Source organism: Microbacterium sp. CCNWLW41, assembly GCF_037083505.1.
Genome location: NZ_JBAOJP010000007.1, coordinates 358,778 through 379,151 on the forward strand (window position 1 = coordinate 358,778; position 20,374 = coordinate 379,151).

General features: G+C 69.5%; 23 protein-coding genes and 1 pseudogene. 8 read left to right on the forward strand and 16 right to left on the reverse strand.

Annotation, left to right across the window (positions count from 1 at the left end; genetic code table 11):
• Positions 1 to 94: 94 nt before the first annotated feature.
• Positions 95 to 817 (reverse strand): alpha/beta fold hydrolase, encoded by a 723-nt coding sequence (locus V6R91_RS24380; RefSeq protein ID WP_336397422.1) that lies wholly within the window; start codon positions 815 to 817, stop codon positions 95 to 97.
• 127 nt (positions 818 to 944) lie between these two features.
• A complete protein-coding gene (locus V6R91_RS24385; RefSeq protein WP_336397423.1) occupies positions 945 to 1,094 on the reverse strand; it encodes a hypothetical protein in 150 nt (49 codons plus the stop codon).
• A 539-nt stretch (positions 1,095 to 1,633) separates the two neighbouring features.
• Between V6R91_RS24385 and V6R91_RS24390 the strand changes: the two genes are divergently transcribed.
• The 5 genes and pseudogenes from V6R91_RS24390 to V6R91_RS24410 all read left to right on the forward strand — a co-directional run bounded on the left by V6R91_RS24390 (position 1,634) and on the right by V6R91_RS24410 (position 5,071).
• Positions 1,634 to 2,155: an NUDIX hydrolase gene (locus V6R91_RS24390; RefSeq protein WP_336397424.1), complete on the forward strand. Its 522-nt coding sequence runs from the start codon at positions 1,634 to 1,636 to the stop codon at positions 2,153 to 2,155.
• 28 nt (positions 2,156 to 2,183) lie between these two features.
• Positions 2,184 to 2,516, forward strand: a pseudogene (locus tag V6R91_RS24395) (DUF7882 family protein); the annotation flags it as partial.
• 547 nt (positions 2,517 to 3,063) lie between these two features.
• A complete protein-coding gene (locus V6R91_RS24400) occupies positions 3,064 to 3,681 on the forward strand; it encodes an alpha/beta hydrolase (protein ID WP_336397426.1) in 618 nt (205 codons plus the stop codon).
• Positions 3,682 to 3,761: 80 nt separating this feature from the next.
• Entirely contained in the window at positions 3,762 to 4,031 is a 270-nt protein-coding gene (locus V6R91_RS24405) for a hypothetical protein (protein WP_442928175.1), read from the forward strand.
• 35 nt (positions 4,032 to 4,066) lie between these two features.
• A complete protein-coding gene (locus tag V6R91_RS24410; protein ID WP_336397427.1) occupies positions 4,067 to 5,071 on the forward strand; it encodes an adenosine deaminase in 1,005 nt (334 codons plus the stop codon).
• Between the two features lie 6 nt (positions 5,072 to 5,077).
• Here V6R91_RS24410 and hflX read toward each other — a convergent pair whose 3' ends face one another.
• The gene (hflX, locus tag V6R91_RS24415) at positions 5,078 to 6,583 is read right to left on the reverse strand and encodes a GTPase HflX (protein ID WP_231821126.1); all 1,506 of its coding nucleotides are present in this window, start codon (positions 6,581 to 6,583) and stop codon (positions 5,078 to 5,080) included.
• A 74-nt stretch (positions 6,584 to 6,657) separates the two neighbouring features.
• Between hflX and V6R91_RS24420 the strand changes: the two genes are divergently transcribed.
• The gene (locus V6R91_RS24420) at positions 6,658 to 7,299 is read left to right on the forward strand and encodes a class I SAM-dependent methyltransferase (protein WP_336397428.1); all 642 of its coding nucleotides are present in this window, start codon (positions 6,658 to 6,660) and stop codon (positions 7,297 to 7,299) included.
• Between the two features lie 21 nt (positions 7,300 to 7,320).
• On the opposite strand, the gene dapF is transcribed toward V6R91_RS24420, so the two are convergent.
• Positions 7,321 to 8,193, reverse strand: coding sequence for a diaminopimelate epimerase (gene dapF, locus V6R91_RS24425; RefSeq protein WP_271060983.1), 873 nt, complete (start codon positions 8,191 to 8,193; stop codon positions 7,321 to 7,323).
• Between the two features lie 103 nt (positions 8,194 to 8,296).
• Here dapF and V6R91_RS24430 point away from each other — a divergent pair, with 103 nt between their 5' ends.
• Positions 8,297 to 8,935 carry a ClpP family protease gene (locus V6R91_RS24430; RefSeq protein WP_336397429.1) on the forward strand — a complete coding sequence of 213 codons (639 nt, stop codon included), beginning with the start codon at positions 8,297 to 8,299 and terminating at the stop codon, positions 8,933 to 8,935.
• Position 8,936: 1 nt separating this feature from the next.
• A complete protein-coding gene (locus V6R91_RS24435; protein WP_271060982.1) occupies positions 8,937 to 9,539 on the forward strand; it encodes a ClpP family protease in 603 nt (200 codons plus the stop codon).
• Between the two features lie 47 nt (positions 9,540 to 9,586).
• On the opposite strand, the gene V6R91_RS24440 is transcribed toward V6R91_RS24435, so the two are convergent.
• The 12 genes from V6R91_RS24440 to V6R91_RS24495 form a co-directional block, all read right to left on the reverse strand.
• Positions 9,587 to 9,967: a helix-turn-helix domain-containing protein gene (locus V6R91_RS24440; RefSeq protein WP_271060981.1), complete on the reverse strand. Its 381-nt coding sequence runs from the start codon at positions 9,965 to 9,967 to the stop codon at positions 9,587 to 9,589.
• A gap of 65 nt (positions 9,968 to 10,032) precedes the next feature.
• Complete coding sequence (locus V6R91_RS24445; protein ID WP_336397430.1) at positions 10,033 to 10,572, reverse strand: dihydrofolate reductase family protein; 540 nt, start codon at positions 10,570 to 10,572, stop codon at positions 10,033 to 10,035.
• Positions 10,573 to 10,615: 43 nt separating this feature from the next.
• Positions 10,616 to 11,059, reverse strand: a complete 444-nt coding sequence (locus V6R91_RS24450; protein WP_336397431.1) for a GNAT family acetyltransferase — start codon at positions 11,057 to 11,059, stop codon at positions 10,616 to 10,618.
• Complete coding sequence (gene miaA / locus V6R91_RS24455) at positions 11,056 to 12,033, reverse strand: tRNA (adenosine(37)-N6)-dimethylallyltransferase MiaA (protein ID WP_336397432.1); 978 nt, start codon at positions 12,031 to 12,033, stop codon at positions 11,056 to 11,058. Before miaA ends, V6R91_RS24450 begins: the two co-directional genes overlap by 4 nt.
• A complete protein-coding gene (miaB, locus tag V6R91_RS24460; RefSeq protein ID WP_067243650.1) occupies positions 12,030 to 13,577 on the reverse strand; it encodes a tRNA (N6-isopentenyl adenosine(37)-C2)-methylthiotransferase MiaB in 1,548 nt (515 codons plus the stop codon). Before miaB ends, miaA begins: the two co-directional genes overlap by 4 nt.
• Before the next feature lie 107 nt (positions 13,578 to 13,684).
• Positions 13,685 to 14,071, reverse strand: coding sequence for a regulatory protein RecX (locus V6R91_RS36405; RefSeq protein WP_442928176.1), 387 nt, complete (start codon positions 14,069 to 14,071; stop codon positions 13,685 to 13,687).
• 404 nt (positions 14,072 to 14,475) lie between these two features.
• The gene (gene recA, locus V6R91_RS24470) at positions 14,476 to 15,528 is read right to left on the reverse strand and encodes a recombinase RecA (RefSeq protein WP_067243572.1); all 1,053 of its coding nucleotides are present in this window, start codon (positions 15,526 to 15,528) and stop codon (positions 14,476 to 14,478) included.
• A 272-nt stretch (positions 15,529 to 15,800) separates the two neighbouring features.
• A complete protein-coding gene (locus V6R91_RS24475; RefSeq protein ID WP_067243652.1) occupies positions 15,801 to 16,025 on the reverse strand; it encodes a DUF3046 domain-containing protein in 225 nt (74 codons plus the stop codon).
• Between the two features lie 40 nt (positions 16,026 to 16,065).
• Positions 16,066 to 16,374: a helix-turn-helix domain-containing protein gene (locus V6R91_RS24480; protein ID WP_025103227.1), complete on the reverse strand. Its 309-nt coding sequence runs from the start codon at positions 16,372 to 16,374 to the stop codon at positions 16,066 to 16,068.
• Positions 16,375 to 16,518: 144 nt separating this feature from the next.
• Positions 16,519 to 17,007, reverse strand: coding sequence for a CinA family protein (locus tag V6R91_RS24485; protein WP_271060975.1), 489 nt, complete (start codon positions 17,005 to 17,007; stop codon positions 16,519 to 16,521).
• Positions 17,004 to 17,588 (reverse strand): CDP-diacylglycerol--glycerol-3-phosphate 3-phosphatidyltransferase, encoded by a 585-nt coding sequence (pgsA, locus tag V6R91_RS24490; protein ID WP_271060974.1) that lies wholly within the window; start codon positions 17,586 to 17,588, stop codon positions 17,004 to 17,006. The genes V6R91_RS24485 and pgsA overlap by 4 nt, the downstream gene beginning before the upstream one ends.
• Entirely contained in the window at positions 17,588 to 20,374 is a 2,787-nt protein-coding gene (locus V6R91_RS24495; RefSeq protein WP_336397434.1) for an FtsK/SpoIIIE family DNA translocase, read from the reverse strand. Before V6R91_RS24495 ends, pgsA begins: the two co-directional genes overlap by 1 nt.

Below are 20,374 nucleotides of genomic sequence, written 5' to 3' on the forward strand. Positions count from 1 at the left end.
AATCCGATCGCCACCGTACGGCGGTGAAGGCGCCTCTGGGAGGGGATCTCGTGGTGCTCCTCGGCCGGACCCTCTCGGGGAGCACCACGAGATCCTAGGCGTCGAGGAGACTCAAGGCGAGCTCGGCAGGCCGGGTGAAGTTGGCTTCATGGCTTCCCGGGGTCGTAATCGGAGTCGCGACTCCGAGTCGTTGTGGGAATCGCGACGCGAACTCCCACTCTCCGGGAGGCAGCGCTCTGTCGTCCTCTGACAACACGTAGCCTGCAGGAACACCCAACGCCGCAGGGTCGACGGCCGCCACCGACTCGGTCAGGTACTGCATGGGCTGAGGAGTGAGGAGTCGGTGCACGACTCGCTGCACGTCGTCGCTCGCGTCCTGCATGAACGCTGACGCGAAGATATCGAAAGGCAACGACACACTGTTGTCGCCTGACGCGGCTGCCAGCCTCGTGAAGGTCTCCACGTAGGCAGGAGGCACTTCATCGAGCAGAGGAACGCCGTCGTTCGGCACGAAGGCGCTCCAGTAGACGAGCTTCGCAAGCCGGGAGGCCAATCGCGGCGCGGCTCCGGTCATCGGATACCCGCCCCAGCTGTGTCCGACCAAAGTCACGTCCCGAAGATCGCGCCGCTCAATAAGGTCCACGAGGAAGTCGACGACATCGGACAACGAGTGCGAGCGCGGGTCGTCGCCGTCTGCGAGACCTGGCAGCGTGGGGGTGAGCACGAGATGTCCTCTGGCCCGCAGCTCTTGAGCCACTGGCCGCCAGGCCCATCCTCCGTGCCATGCGCCATGAATGAGGACGAATATGCGGGACATGTAGCTTCTTCTCTTCCTGTGTGCGTGGACCGCTTGAGTCGCGTTCGTGAGGCACCCCTGAGGTCCACGAAATGCTTCCTCGCAGAGGGGCCATGCGACGACCGTTCCGGCATAGGGGCGCGAGACGTTAGGCGGCGACGGTGTGCGCGCTGAGGAAGACCACGATCCACAGTGCGGTTCCCAGCGCGAGCGGGATCACGGTCACGAACCGGCGTCCCGCCCGTGGCCATCGGAGAGCCGCAGCCGTGAACACGACCAGCAGCACAGTTCCGGCCATACCAGCGACCGTCGTCGGCCAACCAGTCTGAACACTGACCGTCCCGCCACCGGCGCGATCCCATTCGCAGAGGATCCCTGCGGGAACGGCCGTCAACGATGCCTGACGCAGGGCATTGTCTATTGACGCCGCGTCTTCCGGCGTAGGGAGATAGAAGCAACTCCCTACGACATTGTCGCCACGATCGACGTATTGGCTTCCGGCCATGACGAGAACCGGAAACACGCACAGGACCGCGGCGAGGAAGAGAAGCCACCAGGTGGGCCTTCGCGAGGCGCGCGGTATTGTACGTGTCATAGTTTCGGGACACTAGCAGGCGACCTGGGCCGGCACATCGTTGCCGTCTTTCGGTTCCCGGGTGCGCATCGGCGAGGCGCCCTCTCCGGGGCAGGGCCCCTGGTCGTCTTCCGAGCATCGCTCAGACGACGAGAAAGCCGTCACGGCCCCGTACGGGGCTGCTGCGGATCGAACGAGGCCGCCGTCGGCCCTCCCGGCGCCGCTGCCGGGCCGACCACGATCACCTGTGTACCCTTCAGCGCATGCTCCCCCACATCGACGACCCGCAGGTGACGGATCTGATGACGCGTGCCCCTGAGTTGCGCAAGCACCTCACCGTCACGGGCTACACGACCGACCCGACGGGTTCGGAACTGCTCATGGTGTTCCACCGGAAGCTCGGCCGCTGGCTTCCGCCGGGCGGTCATGTCGAAGTGGACGAGTTTCCTTCCGACGCTGTTCTCCGAGAGGTGTGGGAAGAGACAGGCGTGCGCGCGGCCCACCGAGCAACAAAAGCACTGGATCTCGGGCTACGGGGCGTGCTCGACGTTCAGCTCCCTTCACCGCTGACGATGAGCGCCCAGCTGATCCCGCCGGGTCCGCGGGATACGGAACACATCCACATCGACATGATGTTCGAGCTCGTCGCCGACCCCGGGGAAGCGGTCACGTACGAGACACGAGAGGTGTCCGGGGCGCGCTGGTTCACCCGCGCCGAGATCCTGCGAGAAGACCTCACCTTCGACGCCGTTACGGCGTACGCACGAGATCGCATGATCGACTGACGCCGACGCACGTCCCCACTACGGCAACGATGACCACCTGTTCGAGATGGACGACCGTCTGGTCGCGCATCTGCGCTTCGAGATCCTGAAGTACCTGCGCCGCGCCGACGCCCTCGGCCTGACCGTCATGCAGGCGAGCCCCTACCCTCCCGGACAGACCACCGTCTGGAACCACCCCAGCATCTCGATGTGTTTCGAGCTCGACGCGGCCGAGCCTCCCGTCCTCGACCGCACGTTCACGAAGGCTCTGGCCTCGGCGGCGTCCACGCCGAATGGCATCGTGGTCTCGAACGGGCAGTTCGTTCCGCCGGAGGATGCCCACGCCCACACACTGACGGCGACAAGCCCGCCCGCGACGTGAGATCGGAGCATGTGTGAATCGGCTGGCCGTCTCGGCCAGGATGATCCGATACGCGACGCCTCGGGGCCGATCGAACGCAGAGACGCCACAGGGGCATGACCGAACGGAGCACTCCCCTGCAGGAACGCCCAAGGGCCTGTCCGGCGGATCCTCCGCGGGCTCATACGGAGGTCGCGCCCACCCGTGCAGCACCGACGAGCCCGTCTGGTTGTCCAGCGGAAACTCGCGGGTCGCGGTGATGGGTCGCGGTGATATGGTTGCCGGGTCGTGAAGGAATCTGAGGAGGTGGTACCCGTGAACGATGTGTTGTGGGTGCTCCTCGATGGGGTCACGGTCGGGCGATAGGTCGTCCGGGAGCGCCGCCGACCAGCAGCTCTCCCCAAAAGGTATGACCATGCACTTCACCTCTGCACAGAATCTGAACGAAGGCGTCACTGAGCGTGAGTTCACCCTCGATGACGTCCCCGGAATCCTCTGGACACCGCCACACGCTTCCGCATTCGCACCGGTTCCACTCATCCTGATGGGCCAGCCAGGCGGGATCGGGATGCGACGAATGTATCCTCGCCTGGCCGCTCGCGCGCGGAGCTTCGCCGCGCATGGACTGGCGGCGGTCTCCGTCGAGCTGCCCGGCGCAGGTGACCGACACCCGTTGCCCGGCGCGGATCGCGCTCGCGCGGACCTCGTCCGCGCGATCGCCGCTGGCGAGCGTCCGGGAGAGGACATCATCGATCGGCTGGTGCTCCCGCTCGTCGACAGGGCGGTGCCGGAGTGGCAGACCACTCTCGACGAAGTCCTCGCGCTTCCCGAGATCGGCGACCGGGTCGGATTCTCCGGCGGGGTCATTGCGATCGGCACACGCCTCGCCGCCATCGAACCACGCATCACGGCGGCCAGCCTCTTCGCCGGCAGCTACGTTCCCCGCACCATCATGGAGGACGCCCGTCGAGTCACGATCCCGGTGCACGTTCTCCTGCAGTGGGACGATGAGGGCAACGACCGGCAGATGGCCCTCGATCTCTTCGACGCTTTCGCGTCGCCCCAGAAGACGCTCAACGCCAACCTGGGCGGCCACACAGGGGTCCCGCAGTCCGCGGGCGAAGACGCCGGGCGCTTCCTCACCCGCTACCTGCTTCCCCCTCGCTCGCAGACACGCCCGTCATGAGCGATACCGAACGGAGCACTCCCCTGCAGGAACGACCGGAGATCGTCTGTATCTGTGGATCCGCACGGTTCGCGACAGAGATGCGCGAGGCGAACCGAGAGCTGACCTTCGCGGGGATCATCGTTCTCGCGCCCGGGGAGGCGAACGGTCCGGTCACGCCGCTGCAGAAGGCCGTGCTGGATGCTCTGCATCTGCGCAAGATCGACCTGGCCGACCGCGTGCTGGTCGTGAACCCCGGCGGATATGTGGGCGACTCCACGCGCCGTGAGATCGCCTATGCCCGCGCACAAGGCAAGGCCGTCTCGTTCACGCTCCCCGAGGACCAACCGACCTACGAAGCGGGACGCTGACCACGAACGGCGCGGCGAGCGGCTACGGTGACCCCATGCCCACTTCGGATCCGATGACGACAGCCCCGGCCGCGAAAGAGAACCCGCCGTTCTGCGAGCTCCATGTGCACATCGAGGGAACCCTGGAGCCGGCGACGATCTTCCAGCTCGCCCGGGCGAAGGGGCTCACTCTGCCGTACGCCTCCGAGGAGGAGCTCCAGCAGGCCTACCGGTTCACGGATCTGCAGTCGTTCCTCGACCTGTACTACGACAACATGCGGGTGCTCCAGACGGAGGACGACTTCTTCGCGCTCGGCGCGGCATACCTCCGTCGCGCCCACGCCGGCGGCGTGGGCCACGCGGAGATGTTCGTCGATCCGCAGGCGCACGCGAAGCGCGGGATCCCCGAGGCGGTGGTCCTCGCGGGACTCCATCGGGCGATCGCGGAGGTCGGCGGCCAGACCGGCATCACCGCGTCGATCATCGTCTGCGTCCTCCGGGACGACCCGGTGGAGGACGCCGCCCGCATGCTGGATCGCGTCCTCGACACCGGCTTCGCGGTCACCGGCCTCGGACTCGACTCGGCCGAGGTCGGATACCCGCCGTCGCTCTTCGCGGGCGTGTTCGACCGCGCCAGGGACGCCGGGCTGCGGCTCGTCGCGCACGCGGGAGAGGAAGGACCGGCCGACTACGTCTGGCAGGCCCTGGACGTCCTCGGGGCCGAGCGCATCGACCATGGGAACCGCGCGCTGGAGGACCCCGCGCTGGTCGCACGGCTCGCCGCCGACCGCGTCCCGCTGACGATGTGCCCGTTCTCCAACACCCGCCTCCGGGTCATCCCGGAGCTGTCCGACTTCCCCCTCCGGCAGGCGCTCGACGCGGGGCTCCAGGTCACGATCAACTCCGACGACCCGGCGTATTTCGGAGGCTACCTGGACGACAACCTGCGAGCGCTGGCCCGCACGTTCTCGCTGACCGCGGACGAGCTCGCGGAGCTCGCGCGCACCAGCGTGCGCGCGAGCTTCCTGAGCCCCGATCAGAAGCGCCGCCTCGGCGCCTGACCCGCGTCAGACGGCGAACGGAGCCAGCTCCGCGGCCAGACGCTCCGACACGTGGGCGTGGATCGCCGTCCCCGCCTCCTCGTGCTCGGCCGAGACGAGCAGGCCGGTCTCGTGCACGGCGGCCACGAGATCGCCGCGGTCGTAGGGGACGACCGCACGGATCTCCACCGCCGGCTTCGGCAGGGTCTCGTCGATCGTCGCCCGCAGCTCCTCGATCCCCTCGCCGGTCCGGGACGACACGAAGTGCGCCCCCGGGACGAGGCCCCGCAGCACGAGCCGCTCGTCGTCGTCCAGCAGATCGGCCTTGTTGAAGACAACGATCTCCGGCAGGTCGCGCGCGCCGACGTCGCCCATCACGTCGCGAACGGTCTGGAGCTGACCGGCGGGGTCCGGGTGGGACCCGTCGACCACGTGGACGATGACGTCGGAGTCCGCGACCTCTTCGAGCGTGGATCGGAACGCCTCCACCAGCTGATGCGGGAGGTTCCGGACGAACCCGACCGTATCCGTCAGCGTGTAGACGCGGCCGTCGGCCGTCTCCGTCCGCCGGACCGTGGCGTCGAGCGTCGCGAACAGGGCGTTCTCGACGAGGACGCCCGCGCTCGTGAGCGCGTTCAGCAGGCTCGACTTGCCGGCGTTCGTGTACCCGGCGATGGCCACCGACGGGATCGTGTTGCGCTTGCGCTCCGCGCGCTTGGCCTCGCGAGCGGGAGCGAAGTCGCGGATCTGCTTGCGCAGGATCGCCATCCTCGTCCGGATGCGTCGGCGGTCCAGCTCGATCTTCGTCTCACCGGGTCCGCGCGACCCCATCCCGGCCCCGCCGGCGCCGACCTGCCCACCCGCCTGGCGGCTCATGGACTCGCCCCAGCCGCGCAGCCGCGGAAGCATGTACTCCATCTGGGCCAGCTCGACCTGGGCCTTGCCCTCTCGGCTCTTCGCGTGCTGGCTGAAGATGTCCAGGATCACCGTCGTGCGGTCGATCACCTTGACCTTCACGACGTCCTCCAACGCGCGGCGCTGGCTGGGCGCGAGCTCGGTGTCGGCGATGACCGTGTCGGCGCCGAGCGCCGCGACGATGTCACGCAGCTCCTGCGCCTTTCCCCGCCCGAGGTAGGTCGCGGGATCCGGGTGCGGGCGGCGCTGGAGCACGCCGTCGAGGACGACGGCACCGGCGGTCTCCGCCAGCGCCGCGAGCTCGCGCAGCGAGTTCTCCGCGTCCTCCTGCGCGCCCTGGGGGTACACGCCCACCAGGACCACGTTCTCCAGACGGAGCTGTCGGTACTCGACCTCGGTGACGTCTTCGAGCTCGGTGGACAGCCCGGCGACGCGCCGCAGCGCATGCCGGTCCTCGAGGTCCCACTGCTCGCCGTCCGCAGAGGAGTATGTCGCCGTCGCCTCGTCCTGCAGCGCCTGTGCGGCGCCGAAGACCCGCGGCTGCGTGCGCTGCTCCCCCGCTTTGAGGACGCGCTCGATCGCGTCGTCGTGATCGTCGTTCGTCGTGGACTGCGTCATCCGCACCTTTCTGTCGCTCTCCGTACCGGAAGAGCGCCTTAACCTTAGCCCCGGCTCTCCGCTACGCTCACCGTATGGGGTCCGACCACTACTTCACTGCGGCCCCCGCAAGCCCTGAGAACCTGCGTCGGATCCGGGTCACGCTTGCGGGCCGTGAACTCGAACTCACCACCGCCTCCGGGGTGTTCAGTCCCGATCATCTGGACGCCGGGACGTCCGTGCTGCTCGCGAACACCCCGCCTCCCCCGCCTGGCGGCAACCTCCTCGATCTCGGCTGCGGATGGGGTCCGATCAGCATCTCTCTCGCGCTGAGCGCCCCGCACGCGACGATCTGGGCCGTCGACGTCAACGAGCGCGCCCTGGATCTCGTGCGCCGCAACGCCGCCGAACTGGGACTCGATAACGTCAACGCCGTCACGCCCGACGATGTTCCCGACGACGTCGTCTTCCGCACCATCCGCTCCAACCCTCCGATCCGCGTCGGCAAGAACGAGCTGCACGGGCTCCTGGAGCGCTGGATCCCGCGGCTGGACGAGCGCAGCGACGGCTGGTTCGTGGTCAGCCGCAACCTCGGATCGGACTCCCTGCAGCGCTGGCTCGCCGCGACCTTCTCCCCCGGCTACAGCGTGTACCGCGCCGCCACGGGCCGTGGCTTCCGCGTCCTCAAGGTGCGCCGCCACGGCACGCCTCCCACCGAGGGCATCCCGGTCATCTGACCTTCACCGGGACGAGCAGCGTCAGGCGAGGTCGATCTCGCCCTGGAACACGATCTGCGCCGGACCGGACAAGGCGACGTGCTCGCCGTCCTCCGCGGGGAACATCCGCACGCCGAGGACCCCGCCGGGAACCTCGACCCGCCAGGCGTCCGGTGCCGCGGACCCGGCCCAGTGCCGCACGGCGAGAGCCGTCGCCGCGACACCCGTCCCGCAGCTCAGCGTCTCTCCCACGCCTCGCTCGAACACCCGCATCCGGACGCGTCCGACCCCGTCCTGGACGAGGGGATCCGCCGGGACGACGAACTCCACGTTGGCCCCGGCCTCGGGGGCAGGGGCGAGTTCCGGCGACCGAGTGAGGTCGAGGCCGTCCAGCTCCTCCTCCGAGGCGAGGGCGACGACGACGTGCGGGTTCCCCACGTCGATCCCCTGCCCCGGCCGGGGAACGCCGAGGCCGTGGGCACGAGCGAGCGGTTCACCGCCTGCGAGACGCCAGCGCCCCAGATCCACCTGATAACCGGTCTCGCTGCGCATCACGTCGCGCACGCCCGCACGGGTCCCGATCGGCAGCGTCGCGCCGTGCTCCAGCTCGGCGAAGCCGGAGCCCAGCAGATAGTGCGCGAAGACGCGGACGCCGTTCCCGCACATCTCGGCGATGGAGCCATCGGCGTTGCGGTAGTCCATGAACCACTCCGCCGCCGGCTCCTCCGCGAGAGCCGCCGCCCCCTCGGGGAGCGCGCGCGAGCGCACCACGCGCAGCAGCCCATCCGCACCGATGCCGAAGTGCCGGTCGCACAGCGCGGCGACCTGCTCCGGCGAGAGGTCGAGCTCTCCGTCCGGGTCGGCGATGATGACGAAGTCGTTCCCGGTGCCGTGACCCTTGGCGAATGCGACCATCGCCCCAGTCTACGGGCCGGTCCTGGACCGCCATCCGCTCAGGGTGGATCAGCCCACGGCGGATCAGGGACCGCGCCGATCCGCCGCGTCGCAGGCTGGTCGCATGACAGAAGACGCTCCACGCAACCTGTTCGACGCGGACACCCGTCGCATGCTCTACGCCCGTCGGATCCTCGTCCTCGACGGCCCCCTCGACGACGACAACGGTGTGCTGCTGATGACGCAGTTGCTCGCCCTCGCCGCCGACGACGACCAGGCCGACATCACCCTGTGGATCCACTCCCCTGGCGGCTCGGTCCCGGCCATGCTCGCGATCCGGGACCTCATGCGCGCTGTCCCGTGCGACGTCGGCACCGTCGCGTTCGGGCTCGCCTGCAGCGCCGGCCAGTTCCTGCTGTCCGCGGGGACACCGGGGAAGCGCCGAGCGCTCCCGCACAGCCGCGTCCTGCTGCACCAGGGATCCGCGGGGATCGGCGGCACGGCCGTGGACGTCGAACTGCAGGCCGCAGACCTCCGCCAGACCCGGGACACGGTGCTCGGGCTCATCGCCGAGGACACCGGCCAGCCCCTGGACCGGGTCTTCGAGGACTCCCTGCACGATCGCTGGTTCAGTGCCCAGGAGGCGCTCGAGTACGGCTTCATCGACGAGATCACGTCGTCGTTCCCCGTCATCATGCCGAAGATCGCACGCCGCGCCGTCGGCCTCGTCGCCGAACCCGCCCCGCTTCGGGAAGGAGCCTGACATGGCCCAGTTCCTCATCCCCAACGTCGTCGCCCAGACGCCCCGCGGCGACCGGGTCATGGACGTGTACTCGCACCTGCTCGCCGAGAGGGTCATCTACCTCGGCACGCCGCTGGACTCCGATGTCGCCAACTCCCTCGTGGCCCAGCTCCTGTACTTGGACGCCCAGGGCGGCGACCGGGACATCCAGCTCTACATCAACTGCGAGGGCGGGGATCCCAGCGCCATGCTCGCCGTGTACGACACCATGCGCTTCATCCGCTCCGACGTCGCGACGTTCTGCATGGGTCAGGCGGTCTCCGTGGGGGCCGTCCTCCTCGCCGCAGGGGCGAAGGGCAAGCGCGCTGCCCTCCCGCACTCGCGGATCGTGCTGCATCAGCCGGCCGGACAGGGACGGGGCGCGATCCCCGACCTCATCCTCCAGGCCGACGAGATCGTGCGCGTGCGCAGCGAGCTCGAACGGATCCTCGTCGCGCACACCGGCCGGGCGGCGGAGGATCTCCGCTCCGACACCGATCGGGACCTGGTGCTGACCGCGGACGCCGCACGGACGTACGGGATCGTGGACGAGGTGATCGCCGAACGCCGGGAGCTCGCGCCCTGATCACGCTCGCGCGATGGGGCCGGCCGGTGTCCCGGTCGGCCCCGTCGTCACGCCGCGAGGGCGAACGCCGCCCGCGAGAACGTCGCCGCGGTCACCGCCGCGGGGACGGCGCGGGGAGCCATTCGCTCCGCGACGCCGAGCGTGAGATCCAGCAGCGTGAGGTCGAGGGCGCCCGCGACAGCGGCCAGCATCTCGCTGGACGGCTCCTTGATGCCCCGCTCCATCTCCGACAGGTACTGCGGGGAGACGCCGGCACGCCGCGAGGTCTCCACCAGCGTCTCGCCCCGCTCCATCCGCTCGGCGCGGAGCAGGTCGCCGACCACCTCCCGCCAGAGCGGCTCGGGCTCCCGCAGCGGCGCGACGGGACGAGGCGAGTCGGGGACGGATGCGTCGGGCTCAGGCGCGGGGCGCGGGGCGTTGTCGGTCATGGCCACATGCTAGGCCTGCGGCGGCGACGGCATCGAGCGGATCCGCTCAGAGCAGAACGCTCCGGTCAGACGTTCTCCCGGCCCGTCAGCACCCGGTATCGGCCGCACAGGAAGGCCCGGTTGCGCGCCACCTCCTGCAGCTCGAGGTCGAGCCGGCGCGGAAGCAGCGGCATCCCCGCGCCGAGCGTGACCGGAGCGTACTGCACCCAGACCTCGTCCAGCAGTCCCGCATCGGCGAACTGTCCCGCCAGATCCCCGCCGCCGACGATCCACACGTCCTTGTCTCCCGCGGCCTCGACCAGCTCGGCGTGGACGGTCGGGATGTCTGCCTGCGTGAGCCGCACATCCCCCCGCGTCGGAAGGTCGAGATCGCGATGCGTGAACACCCAGGTCGGCTGACGATAGCTCCACCGCCCCTCCTCGTTGCGCATGACCCACTCGTATGTGGAGGCGCCCATCGCGAGCGCGCCGATCCCCTCGACGAAACCGGGATAGGCCATGGGCCCTTCCATGTCGATGTCCTGTGAAAGCAGCCAGTCGAGCGAGTGGTCGGTCGTCGCCAGGAAGCCGTCCAGCGAGGACGCCGTGAAGTAGTGAGTCGCCATGCGCCCATCATCCCCGGGGCCACGGACATCTTCGGCCGTGCGGTCAGGACCCCAGGCTGTCGGCGATCAGCCGCTTGCCCATCATCGCGACGTCGACCGGCTCGTAGTCCAGCCCTTCGTAGAACCGGAGGACCTGCTCGTTCTCCCGCCGGACCATCAGCTGGACCTTGGGGCAGCCCATCTCCGTCAGCAGCCGCTCCGCCTCCGTGACGAGGAGCCGACCGATCCCCTGCCCCCGTGCGGCGCCGGCGGTGGCGAGGTAGTACAGCCACCCGCGGTGCCCGTCGTACCCGGCCATGACGGAGCCCACGATGCGGTCCGTCGGATCGACCGCGACGAGGAAGAGCTCGGGCTGTACGGACAGCTTGCGGAGGATGTCCGCACGCGGATCGTTCCACGGTCGCGTGAGCCCGGCCTCCTCCCAGAGCGCGACGACGGCCTCGGTGTCGCTCGGTTCGAACGCGCGGAGCCGTGCTGCCGCCGTCATCGGGGCCTCTCCTCGGCGACAGCCTCCCGGAGGAACGAGGCCGTTCCCGCGAGAGCGTCGTGCCAGCGGACGTCCTCGTACCGCCGGAACCAGGACACCTGACGGCGCGCGTACCGCCGGGTCAACGCCTGGGTCTGGGCGATCGCGTCCGCCTCCGACAGCTCCCCGGAGCCCTGCGCGAGCGCCTGGGCGTACCCGATCGCGCGACGCGCGGTGATCCCCGATTCCAAGCCGTGCTCGCGCAGCTGCTCCACCTCGGCCATCAATCCCTCCTGCCACATGCGCTCCACGCGTCGATCGAGCCTCTCCACGAGAACCGACCGCTCCACCGTCAGCCCGAGGATGCGCGTCCGCGGATGCCACGGCACGGGGCGGTCCGGCAGAGCCGCGCCGTGGGTCGCGCTCCCCTGCTCCAGGACCTCCAGGGCCCGGACGATCCGACGCCCGTTCCGCGGGTCGATCCGCTGCGCGGTGACCGGATCCCGCTCGGCCAGCTGCGCGAACAGCGCCGCCGGCCCCTTCTCCACCAGCTCCGACTCCCAGCGCGCACGCACCGTCTCGTCCCGGGGCGGGAACCGGAAGTCGTAGAGCACGCTCGACACGTACAGCCCCGATCCGCCGACGAGGATCGCGTCGGCACCGCGGGCATGGATGTCCTCGATCGCCGAGCGGGCCAACGGCTGGTACCACGCCACGGCCGCCTCCTCGGTGACCTCCCGGACGTCGAGGAGATGATGCGGGATGCCGCGCCGAGCGGACACCGGCAGCTTGGCCGTGCCGATGTCCATCCCGCGGTACAGCTGCATGGCGTCGGCGTTGACGACCTCCGCCCGCACCCCGTGCGATGCCAGGGCCTCGGCGAGATCCAGGGAGAGCTCGCTCTTCCCGGTCCCGGTGGCTCCGACGACCGCCCACAGCCGAGGCGCACGCCCACCGTGGCCCGAGCCGACCGCGTCCGATCCCGGAAGGGTCACACGCCGACGCGCAGGGTCGGCAGCCCGAGGGAGACGGGGCGGGCCCCCGCGCCGTCGGCGGGCGCCGGAACCCCGCAGCTCTCCGCCTGCGCCCGGTCCCATGCATCCCCGCCGCGGGTGCGACGGATGCGCAGCGGCTTCCCGTCCGGGGAGTCCGCGAGGAGGTGGAACGGCGCGGCGTGCGTCACCGTGACGGTCACGACGTCACCGGGCCTCGGGATGTCGGAGCCCTCCGGAACCTCGAAGTGCACGAGACGGTTGTCCTCCGCGCGCCCGGTGAGGCGATGGGTCTCCGCGTCCTTCTTGCCCTCGCCGACGGAGACCAGCACCTCGATCTCTCGTCCCTGCTGCTTCTGGTTCTCCTCGAGGGAGATCCGCTCCTGCAGGGCGATCAGGCGGTCGTAGCGCTCCTGCACGACCTCCTTGGGAACCTGGTCCTCCATGGTGGCCGCCGGGGTGCCCTCGCGGATCGAGTACTGGAACGTGAAGGCGTTCGCGAACCGCGCCTGCTCGACGACGCGCATCGTGTCCTCGAAGTCCTCGTCCGTCTCGCCGGGGAAGCCCACGATGATGTCCGTCGAGATCGCGGCGTGCGGGATGCGCTCGCGGACGCGGTCGAGGATCCCGAGGAAACGCTCGCTGCGGTAGGAGCGGCGCATGGCGCGGAGGATCCGGTCGCTGCCGGACTGCAGAGGCATGTGCAGCTGGGGCATGACGCTCGGCGTCTCCGCCATGGCGTCGATGACGTCGTCGGTGAACGCCGCCGGATGCGGGCTCGTGAAGCGGATCCGCTCCAGCCCCGGGATCTGCCCGGCCGCACGCAGCAGCTTTCCGAACGCCTGTCGATCACCGAACTCGACACCGTACGAGTTCACGTTCTGCCCGAGCAGCGTCACCTCGATCGCGCCGTCCTCGACGAGGAGGCGGATCTCGTTCAGGATGTCTCCCGGGCGGCGGTCCTTCTCCTTGCCGCGCAGGCTCGGGACGATGCAGAACGTGCACGTGTTGTTGCAGCCGACCGAGATCGAGACCCACCCGCTGTGGGCCGAGTCCCGCCGCGTGGGCAGCGTGGAGGGGAAGACCTCGAGGGACTCGAGGATCTCCATCTCGGCCTCGCCGTTGTGCCGGGCGCGCTCCAGCAGACCCGGGAGGGAGCCCATGTTGTGCGTCCCGAACACGACGTCGACCCACGGCGCCTTGTCGAGCACAGCGTCCTTGTCCATCTGCGCCAGGCAGCCGCCCACCGCGATCTGCATGCCCTCGTGCTTGTCCTTGCGGGACTTGAGGTGACCGAGGGTGCCGTAGAGCTTGCCCGCGGCGTTGTCGCGAACGGCACAGGTGTTGATGATGACGACGTCGGCCTCCGCGCCCTCGTCCACCCGCACGTAGCCGGCGCTCTCCAGGGAACCGGACAGACGCTCGGAGTCGTGCACGTTCATCTGGCACCCGAAGGTGCGGACCTCGTAGGTGCGCGGGCGTCCCGCGTCGTCGAACGCTGCGATCGAGGGCGCGATGATCGTCGGCTCACTGGCTGGAGTGCTCATGATGTCAGCCATTCTACGGTCGGTCGGAGCACCCGGGTCCGCCCTCCGAACGGATCCGGATCGATGTACCGCCGCCCGGCCCCGCGGGCGCCCGATGCTCGACGGCGTCAGTCGGAGTCCTCGAAGCGGACGCGTCCGCGTGCTCCCGAGGAGCGGGTGTTCTCCCGCAGTGCCGTCCTGGCCGCCGTCATCGCGACACCGCCGCCGTAGCCACGCCGCGCGAGCTGCCCGACCAGGCGCCGCATCGCGGTGTCCTCGTCGTATCGCGCGAGCGATGCGGCCTTGCTCCGGGCGAACTCCAGCGCGCGATCGGCGTCGTCGTCCTCGAGCTCGGCCAGCGCCGCATCAGCGGTCTCCCGAGGGATGCCGCGTTGCTGGAGGGTTCGACCGATCGCGACGCGCCCCTGCCCCTTGCGCTGGGACCCCGCGGTCACGAGGTACTCCGCCAGCGCCGCATCGTTGAGGTAGCCGCGCTCTTCGAACTCGGCGATCACGTCCGCCGCGTCGTCCGCCGGGACGCCCTGCTCACGCAGTGCCTCCCGCGCTTCCCGGCTGGAGAGTTGCTTTGTCCTCAGCCGACGCACGAGGTACTCGGTCGCCTCTTCGACCCCCGGGCCAGCCTCGTCGGTCGCATCTCTCCGGGAGAAGCGGTCCGCCCGCTCGTCCGTGGCGAGCGGTCGCGGCGACTCCCCCAACGTCGACCGACGAGACGGATGCGCGGGGTGTCGCGAGCTCGGTGCCCTCTGCGGCTCCTCCGCCGTCGCCGCGTTCGGTCGGCGGGCGCCGCCGAACAACGGGATGACGGGAGCGAGCCGGTCGTCCTCCGACGGCCCGCCCCCGCTATGCATGACCCACCGCACTCATCGAGTCGCGTCGAGACATGGTCATCGCTTCCGGATCAGGCGGGACGCCGCTGCGCCAGCTCGTCCGCGGGCGCGGCCTCCGGAGCCGCTGCCCCGCCGACGCCCAGCTTCTGCTTGATCTGCGTCTCGATCGCGGCGGCGATGTCCGGGTTGTTGATCAGGAAGTTCCGGGCGTTCTCCTTGCCCTGCCCGAGCTGGTCGCCGTCGTAGGTGTACCAGGCCCCGGACTTCTTCACGATGCCGTGGTCGACGCCGAAGTCGATGAGGCTGCCTTCGCGCGAGATGCCCGTGCCGTACAGGATGTCGAACTCGGCCTGCTTGAACGGCGGAGCCATCTTGTTCTTCACGACCTTCACGCGGGTCCGGTTCCCGACCGCCTCGCTGCCGTCCTTCAGCGTCTCGATCCGGCGGATGTCCAGACGTACCGAGGCGTAGAACTTCAGCGCCTTACCACCCGCGGTGGTCTCCGGCGAACCGAAGAAGACGCCGATCTTCTCGCGGAGCTGGTTGATGAAGATCGCCGTGGTCTTCGTCTGGTTCAGGCCACCGGTGAGCTTGCGCAGCGCCTGCGACATCAGGCGGGCCTGCAGACCCACGTGGGAGTCGCCCATCTCGCCCTCGATCTCAGCCCGGGGAACCAGGGCCGCGACCGAGTCGATGACGACGAGGTCGATCGCGCCGGAGCGGATCAGCATGTCGGCGATCTCCAGCGCCTGCTCACCCGTGTCGGGCTGGGAGACGAGCAGCTGATCGATGTCGACGCCGAGCTTCTTGGCGTACTCGGGGTCGAGCGCGTGCTCCGCATCGACGAACGCCGCGATGCCTCCGGCGCGCTGGACGTTGGCGATCGCATGCAGCGTCAGCGTGGTCTTACCGGAGGACTCCGGTCCGTAGATCTCGATGATGCGGCCGCGCGGCAGTCCGCCGACGCCGAGGGCGACGTCGAGGGCGATGGAACCGGTCGGGATGACCTCGACGGGAGCACGCTCGTCGCTGCCCAGTCGCATGACCGAACCCTTGCCGAACTGCTTGTCGATCTGAGCGAGGGCCGACTCGAGGGCCCGTTCGCGGTCTGCGGGTGATGGCATGGGATGCTCCTTCTTGCTCGCGTACTGCCGCCTGTAGGCTGTCGCGGCTGCCCCGGCTGGGGCGACTCTCCGACAAGGCGCATGACCTCTTCGGTCCGTCTGCCACGGTATGCGGGGCCACCGACATTCGCGTCGGCTCCGGGATCATCCGTGGACAACGACACCTCGTTGTCATCTGTGCAGAACGATACCCGCCTCTCGAACACAGCTTCGATGACACGCCGACGATCGACTGCCGTGTCATCGAACACGCCGAGAACGCGACGAGGGCGTCAGGAGCGCTTCGGCTCCTGACGCCCTGCTCCGTAGCGGCGGTGCGCCGGAACGTCCGTCTCCTCGCACAGTGCAAGCCAGATCTCCCGCGGCGGGACGCCGGCCGCGAGCGCTTCGGACGCCGTGCGCGTGCCGAGGGTGGTCAGGACCAGGTCGTCCAGCAACGCCGTCGCCCGGGCTCCGAACTCGCCGTCGACGGCGCGGAGGAACTCGCTTCTTCGCACGCGGAGGTGCTCCACGCGTCGATACACCGACCCCGAGGGGTCAGCGCAGCGACAGCTCCGGCTCGACCGAGGCCACGAGGTCGTCCGGAACGACGTCCGGGAAGACCTGGATGCCCTCGAGCACCGAGATGCGGTCGCCCACCTCGCGCATGATCGTCGAGATAGGCACGTCGAGCGCCTCCGCCACGGAGGCGAGGATCTCGCTCGACGCCTCCTTCTGACCGCGCTCGACCTCGCTGAGGTAACCGAGGGCGACCGAGGCCTTGCTGGCGACCTGGCGCAGCGTGCGACCCTTCTGCAGTCGGAAGTCCCGCAGCACGTCGCCGATCTCCTGTCGTACAAGGATCATCGGAACCCCCTCTCCTCAAGGCCCGTGTCGGATCTCGCGTCCGAACGGATCGTCAGTCTAACCCGACCTGTTGTCATCGAATCTACTTTTTCATCCTGTGCTTTGAATGTGAGCACACAGGACTCAACTTCGGTGTCGTCGCTCTTATTCCTCGCTCCCGGAAAGGACGTCGGAGACGGCCGCGATCGCCGCCTCGACGCTCGCCGCGCGGACCGTGGCCCGGTCCCCGTCGAACCGGAACGCCCGGCTCGTCGACCGCTCGCCGATGCTCACGCCGATGTGCACGGTCCCCACGGGCTGCCCGCCCTGCGGCGTGGGCCCGGCGACGCCGGTCGTCGAGACGCCGACATCCGCCGCGCGTCCGTCGACGGCCAGTGCCGAACGCACCCCGTCGGCCATCTGTCGCGCCACCTCGGGGTGCACCGGCCCGTGCGCGGCGAGGAGCTCTGCGTCGACGCCGAGGACGCTGTGCTTGATCGGGGTCGCGTAGGCGACCACTCCTCCGCGGAGGACGTCGGAGGCGCCGGGGACCGCCACGAGCTCGGCGCAGAGCGCTCCGCCGGTCAGCGATTCCGCGACGGCCACGGTCCACCCGCGCCGTCGAAGCTCCGCCAGCAGCGCCTCGGCGCTCATTCCCCGGTCCGCCCGCTCCGCGCCCCGCGCACCTGAGCCACCACGTAGTCGATGCCGCTGGCCACCGTCAGCACCAGCACCACGACCATGAGGACCATGGTGACCACCGTCCACGGCGTCATCCCGACGAACACGTGGAGCGGCAGCAGCGCCCATCCGAGAGCGACGCCCTGGACGGCCGTCTTGACCTTGCCCATCCACGCCGCCGCGACGACGTGCTCCTTGGCGATCACCAGACGGTGGACCGTGATCCCCCACTCCCGCACCAGGATGACCACGACGATCCACCAGGGCACCTCACCGAGGATCGCGAGCCCGAGGAATCCCGCACCGGTCAGCAGCTTGTCCGCGATGGGGTCCCAGAGCTTTCCGAAGTCGCTGACGATGTCGTACTTGCGCGCCAGGTACCCGTCGACCCAGTCCGTCGAGATCGCCAGGATGAACAGCGCGCCGGCGATCCACCGGAGGACGAGGTCGTGAAGGCCCGCCGTGCCGCCCATGAGCAGGAGCACGAAGAACACGACGGCGAGCGGGATGCGCGCCACCGTGATCGCGTTGGGCAGCTGCCGCGGGATGGCCATCAGTCGCGTCCCGTCAGTCCCCAGGCGTCCTCGTCGCCTTCCGATTCCACCACCGGAAGGTCGCGATACTGCTCCTCCAGAGGATCGGCCCCGTACGGGTCGTCCGCCGCCGGTGCTCCCGCCGCGGGCGCAGACGCGGGCGCCGACGGCGCGGCGGGCGGCTCGTCGCCCCGGAGCCGGGCGAGGACGCCGGGAAGCTGCTCGGCCGTGACGAGGACATCGCGCGCCTTGGAGCCCTCGGAGGGGCCGACGATCTCGCGCGATTCGAGGAGATCCATGAGGCGGCCGGCCTTCGCGAAACCGACACGCAGCTTGCGCTGCAGCATCGACGTCGAGCCGAACTGCGTCGACACGACGAGCTCGGCGGCCGCGAGGAGAAGCTCGAGGTCGTCGCCGATGTCCTCGTCGACCTCCTTCTTCTTCGTCTCGATGGCCTCCTGGACGTCCGGACGGTACTCCGGGCGGGCCTGGCCGGTGACGTGCTTGACCACGGCGTCGATCTCGCTCTCCTCGACCCACGCGCCCTGGAGGCGGAAGGGCTTCGAGGACCCCATCGGGGAGAACAGGGCGTCACCCTGTCCGATGAGCTTGTCCGCGCCCGGGGCGTCGAGGATCACGCGGCTGTCGGTGACGCTCGTCACCGCGAAGGCGAGCCGGGACGGGACGTTGGCCTTGATCAGACCGGTGACGACGTCGACGCTCGGCCGCTGCGTCGCCAGCACCAGGTGGATGCCCGATGCACGCGCGAGCTGGGTGATGCGGACGATGGAGTCCTCGACGTCGCGCGGGGCGACCATCATGAGGTCCGCCAGCTCGTCGACGACGACGAGCAGGTACGGATACGGCTTGAGGACCCGCTCGCTGCCGGGCGGCACCTCGACCTCCCCCGCACGCACGGCCCGGTTGAAGTCGTCGATATGGCGGAACCCGAACGATGCGAGGTCGTCGTACCGCATGTCCATCTCCTTCACGACCCACTGCAGCGCCTCGGCCGCCTTCTTCGGGTTCGTGATGATGGGCGTGATCAGGTGCGGGACGCCCGCGTAGCTGGTGAGCTCGACCCGCTTCGGGTCGATCAGGACCATCCGCACGTCCGACGGGCGGGCGCGCATCAGCAGGCTCGTGATCATCGAGTTCACGAAGCTGGACTTGCCCGAGCCTGTGGAGCCGGCCACCAGCAGGTGCGGCATCTTCGCGAGGTTGGCGACGACGAAGTTTCCGCCGACGTCCTTGCCGACGCCGATGGTCAGCGGGTGCGTGCTCTTCTGCGCGGCCGTGGAGCGCAGGACGTCGCCGAGGGACACCGTCTCGCGGTCCGCGTTGGGGATCTCGATGCCGATCGCGCTCTTGCCGGGGATCGGCGACAGGATCCGGACGTCGTTCGACGCCACGGCATAGGCGAAGTTGTTGCTGAGCTGGAGGATCTTCTCGACCTTCACGCCGTGGCCGACCTCGACCTCGTACTGCGTGACCGTCGGGCCCCGGGAGAAGCCGGTGACCTTCGCATCGACGTTGAACTGGGTCAGGACGTTGGTGATCTGCTCGACGACGCGATCGTTCGCCTCGGAGCGCGCGACGGCCGGCGGTCCGGCGCTCAGCGTCCCCGGGGACGGCAGCACGTACGGGGCGACCGGGGCCTGCGGGCCGCGTTCGCCGGGACCGTCCGTGCCGAAGCCGTCGAAGCCCGCGAGCTCCGGATACTCCCCGGTGTCCGATCCGTCGTCGAGGAGGGCCGTGCTCTGCTGCTCGGCGAGGGCGTCGGCCACGGAGCGCACGTCCGACAGCACCTCGGTCGCCGCGTCGTACGGGTCGTCGCGGATGACGGCCTGGTCGTACGCGGGCGTCTGATCCCCGGCCGTGTCGGTCGTGGGCAGCAGCTCCGTGAGGTCCTGGGAGCCCCGCATCGACGTCGGGACCGTGGGCGTGTCGTCGGGGTCCTCCTCGCGACCGGTCTTGTTCCGGCGCCACCAGGGCAGCGCGTCGTCGTCCTTCGGCCCCTCGACCTCGACGTCCTCGTCGGCAGGAGCGTTCTTCTCCTTCTTCTCCTTCGGCGTCCGCTCCGCGTCGAACATCCAGGCGTACAGGTCGCCCAGACGCGAGCCGATCCGGTTCGGCGGGGTCTTGGTGAGGATGAGGACGCTGAGGGCGGCGAGCAGGCCCAACACGATGTAGCCGACGACGGGCGACAGCATCGCGAGCGGCTCGGCGACCAGCCAGCCGAACAGCCCGCCGGACTCGCTGAGCGCCGGCATCCCCTGACGCGGGTGCGGTCGGGCACCGGCCACGTGGCAGAAGCCGGCGAGCGCGAGCGTGAACAGGCCGAACCCGATGCCGATGCGGCCGTTGTCGTGCACGGACGACGGATGACGGAAGAGCCAGCCGGCCAGGAGGATCAGGAGGACCGGCATGACGAACGCGACCCGTCCGACGAGCAGGCCGACCGAGTACGCGCTGATGTTGGACGCGACGTCGTTGCCGATGAAGAACCACTCGTTGACGGCCCCGGCGATAGCGAGCAGCACGAGCAGGAACGGGAAGCCGTCCCGACGCTGCTCCTTCTCCAGGGCCTCCGGCCCGAAGGCGCGGAAGAGTCCCCCGACGCCATGGGCCAGCCCGAGCCACGCGCGCACGGCGACGTTGAGCTTGTCGGGCTCGTCGATGTACTTCTTCGGCGCGGCCGCGCTCCGGCGCTTCGGCGCGGAGGCCGAGGCCGAACCGGAGCGGGAGCGCGTCGAGGACTTCTCGGACGCTTGTCCGCTCTTGGTCGCACTCGTACTCCTGGGCAT

Excerpts from the sequence above, each read along its gene's own strand:
- V6R91_RS24440 (WP_271060981.1), bottom strand. The coding sequence starts at position 9,967 with ATGACCGACAACGCCCCGCGCCCCGCGCCTGAGCCCGACGCATCCGTC.
- V6R91_RS24445 (WP_336397430.1), bottom strand. The coding sequence starts at position 10,572 with ATGGCGACTCACTACTTCACGGCGTCCTCGCTGGACGGCTTCCTGGCG.
- dapF (WP_271060983.1), bottom strand. The coding sequence starts at position 8,193 with ATGGTCGCATTCGCCAAGGGTCACGGCACCGGGAACGACTTCGTCATC.
- V6R91_RS24385 (WP_336397423.1), bottom strand. The coding sequence starts at position 1,094 with ATGGCCGGAACTGTGCTGCTGGTCGTGTTCACGGCTGCGGCTCTCCGA.
- V6R91_RS24400 (WP_336397426.1), top strand. The coding sequence starts at position 3,064 with ATGCGACGAATGTATCCTCGCCTGGCCGCTCGCGCGCGGAGCTTCGCC.
- V6R91_RS24430 (WP_336397429.1), top strand. The coding sequence starts at position 8,297 with ATGACAGAAGACGCTCCACGCAACCTGTTCGACGCGGACACCCGTCGC.
- V6R91_RS24390 (WP_336397424.1), top strand. The coding sequence starts at position 1,634 with ATGCTCCCCCACATCGACGACCCGCAGGTGACGGATCTGATGACGCGT.
- pgsA (WP_271060974.1), bottom strand. The coding sequence starts at position 17,588 with ATGGCCATCCCGCGGCAGCTGCCCAACGCGATCACGGTGGCGCGCATC.
- recA (WP_067243572.1), bottom strand. The coding sequence starts at position 15,528 with ATGCCATCACCCGCAGACCGCGAACGGGCCCTCGAGTCGGCCCTCGCT.
- V6R91_RS24380 (WP_336397422.1), bottom strand. The coding sequence starts at position 817 with ATGTCCCGCATATTCGTCCTCATTCATGGCGCATGGCACGGAGGATGG.
- V6R91_RS24485 (WP_271060975.1), bottom strand. The coding sequence starts at position 17,007 with ATGAGCGCCGAGGCGCTGCTGGCGGAGCTTCGACGGCGCGGGTGGACC.
- V6R91_RS24480 (WP_025103227.1), bottom strand. The coding sequence starts at position 16,374 with ATGATCCTTGTACGACAGGAGATCGGCGACGTGCTGCGGGACTTCCGA.
- V6R91_RS24435 (WP_271060982.1), top strand. The coding sequence starts at position 8,937 with ATGGCCCAGTTCCTCATCCCCAACGTCGTCGCCCAGACGCCCCGCGGC.
- V6R91_RS24420 (WP_336397428.1), top strand. The coding sequence starts at position 6,658 with ATGGGGTCCGACCACTACTTCACTGCGGCCCCCGCAAGCCCTGAGAAC.
- V6R91_RS24410 (WP_336397427.1), top strand. The coding sequence starts at position 4,067 with ATGCCCACTTCGGATCCGATGACGACAGCCCCGGCCGCGAAAGAGAAC.
- V6R91_RS24405 (WP_442928175.1), top strand. The coding sequence starts at position 3,762 with ATGCGCGAGGCGAACCGAGAGCTGACCTTCGCGGGGATCATCGTTCTC.
- V6R91_RS24495 (WP_336397434.1), bottom strand. The coding sequence starts at position 20,374 with ATGCCCAGGAGTACGAGTGCGACCAAGAGCGGACAAGCGTCCGAGAAG.
- V6R91_RS24450 (WP_336397431.1), bottom strand. The coding sequence starts at position 11,059 with ATGACGGCGGCAGCACGGCTCCGCGCGTTCGAACCGAGCGACACCGAG.
- hflX (WP_231821126.1), bottom strand. The coding sequence starts at position 6,583 with ATGACGCAGTCCACGACGAACGACGATCACGACGACGCGATCGAGCGC.
- miaB (WP_067243650.1), bottom strand. The coding sequence starts at position 13,577 with ATGAGCACTCCAGCCAGTGAGCCGACGATCATCGCGCCCTCGATCGCA.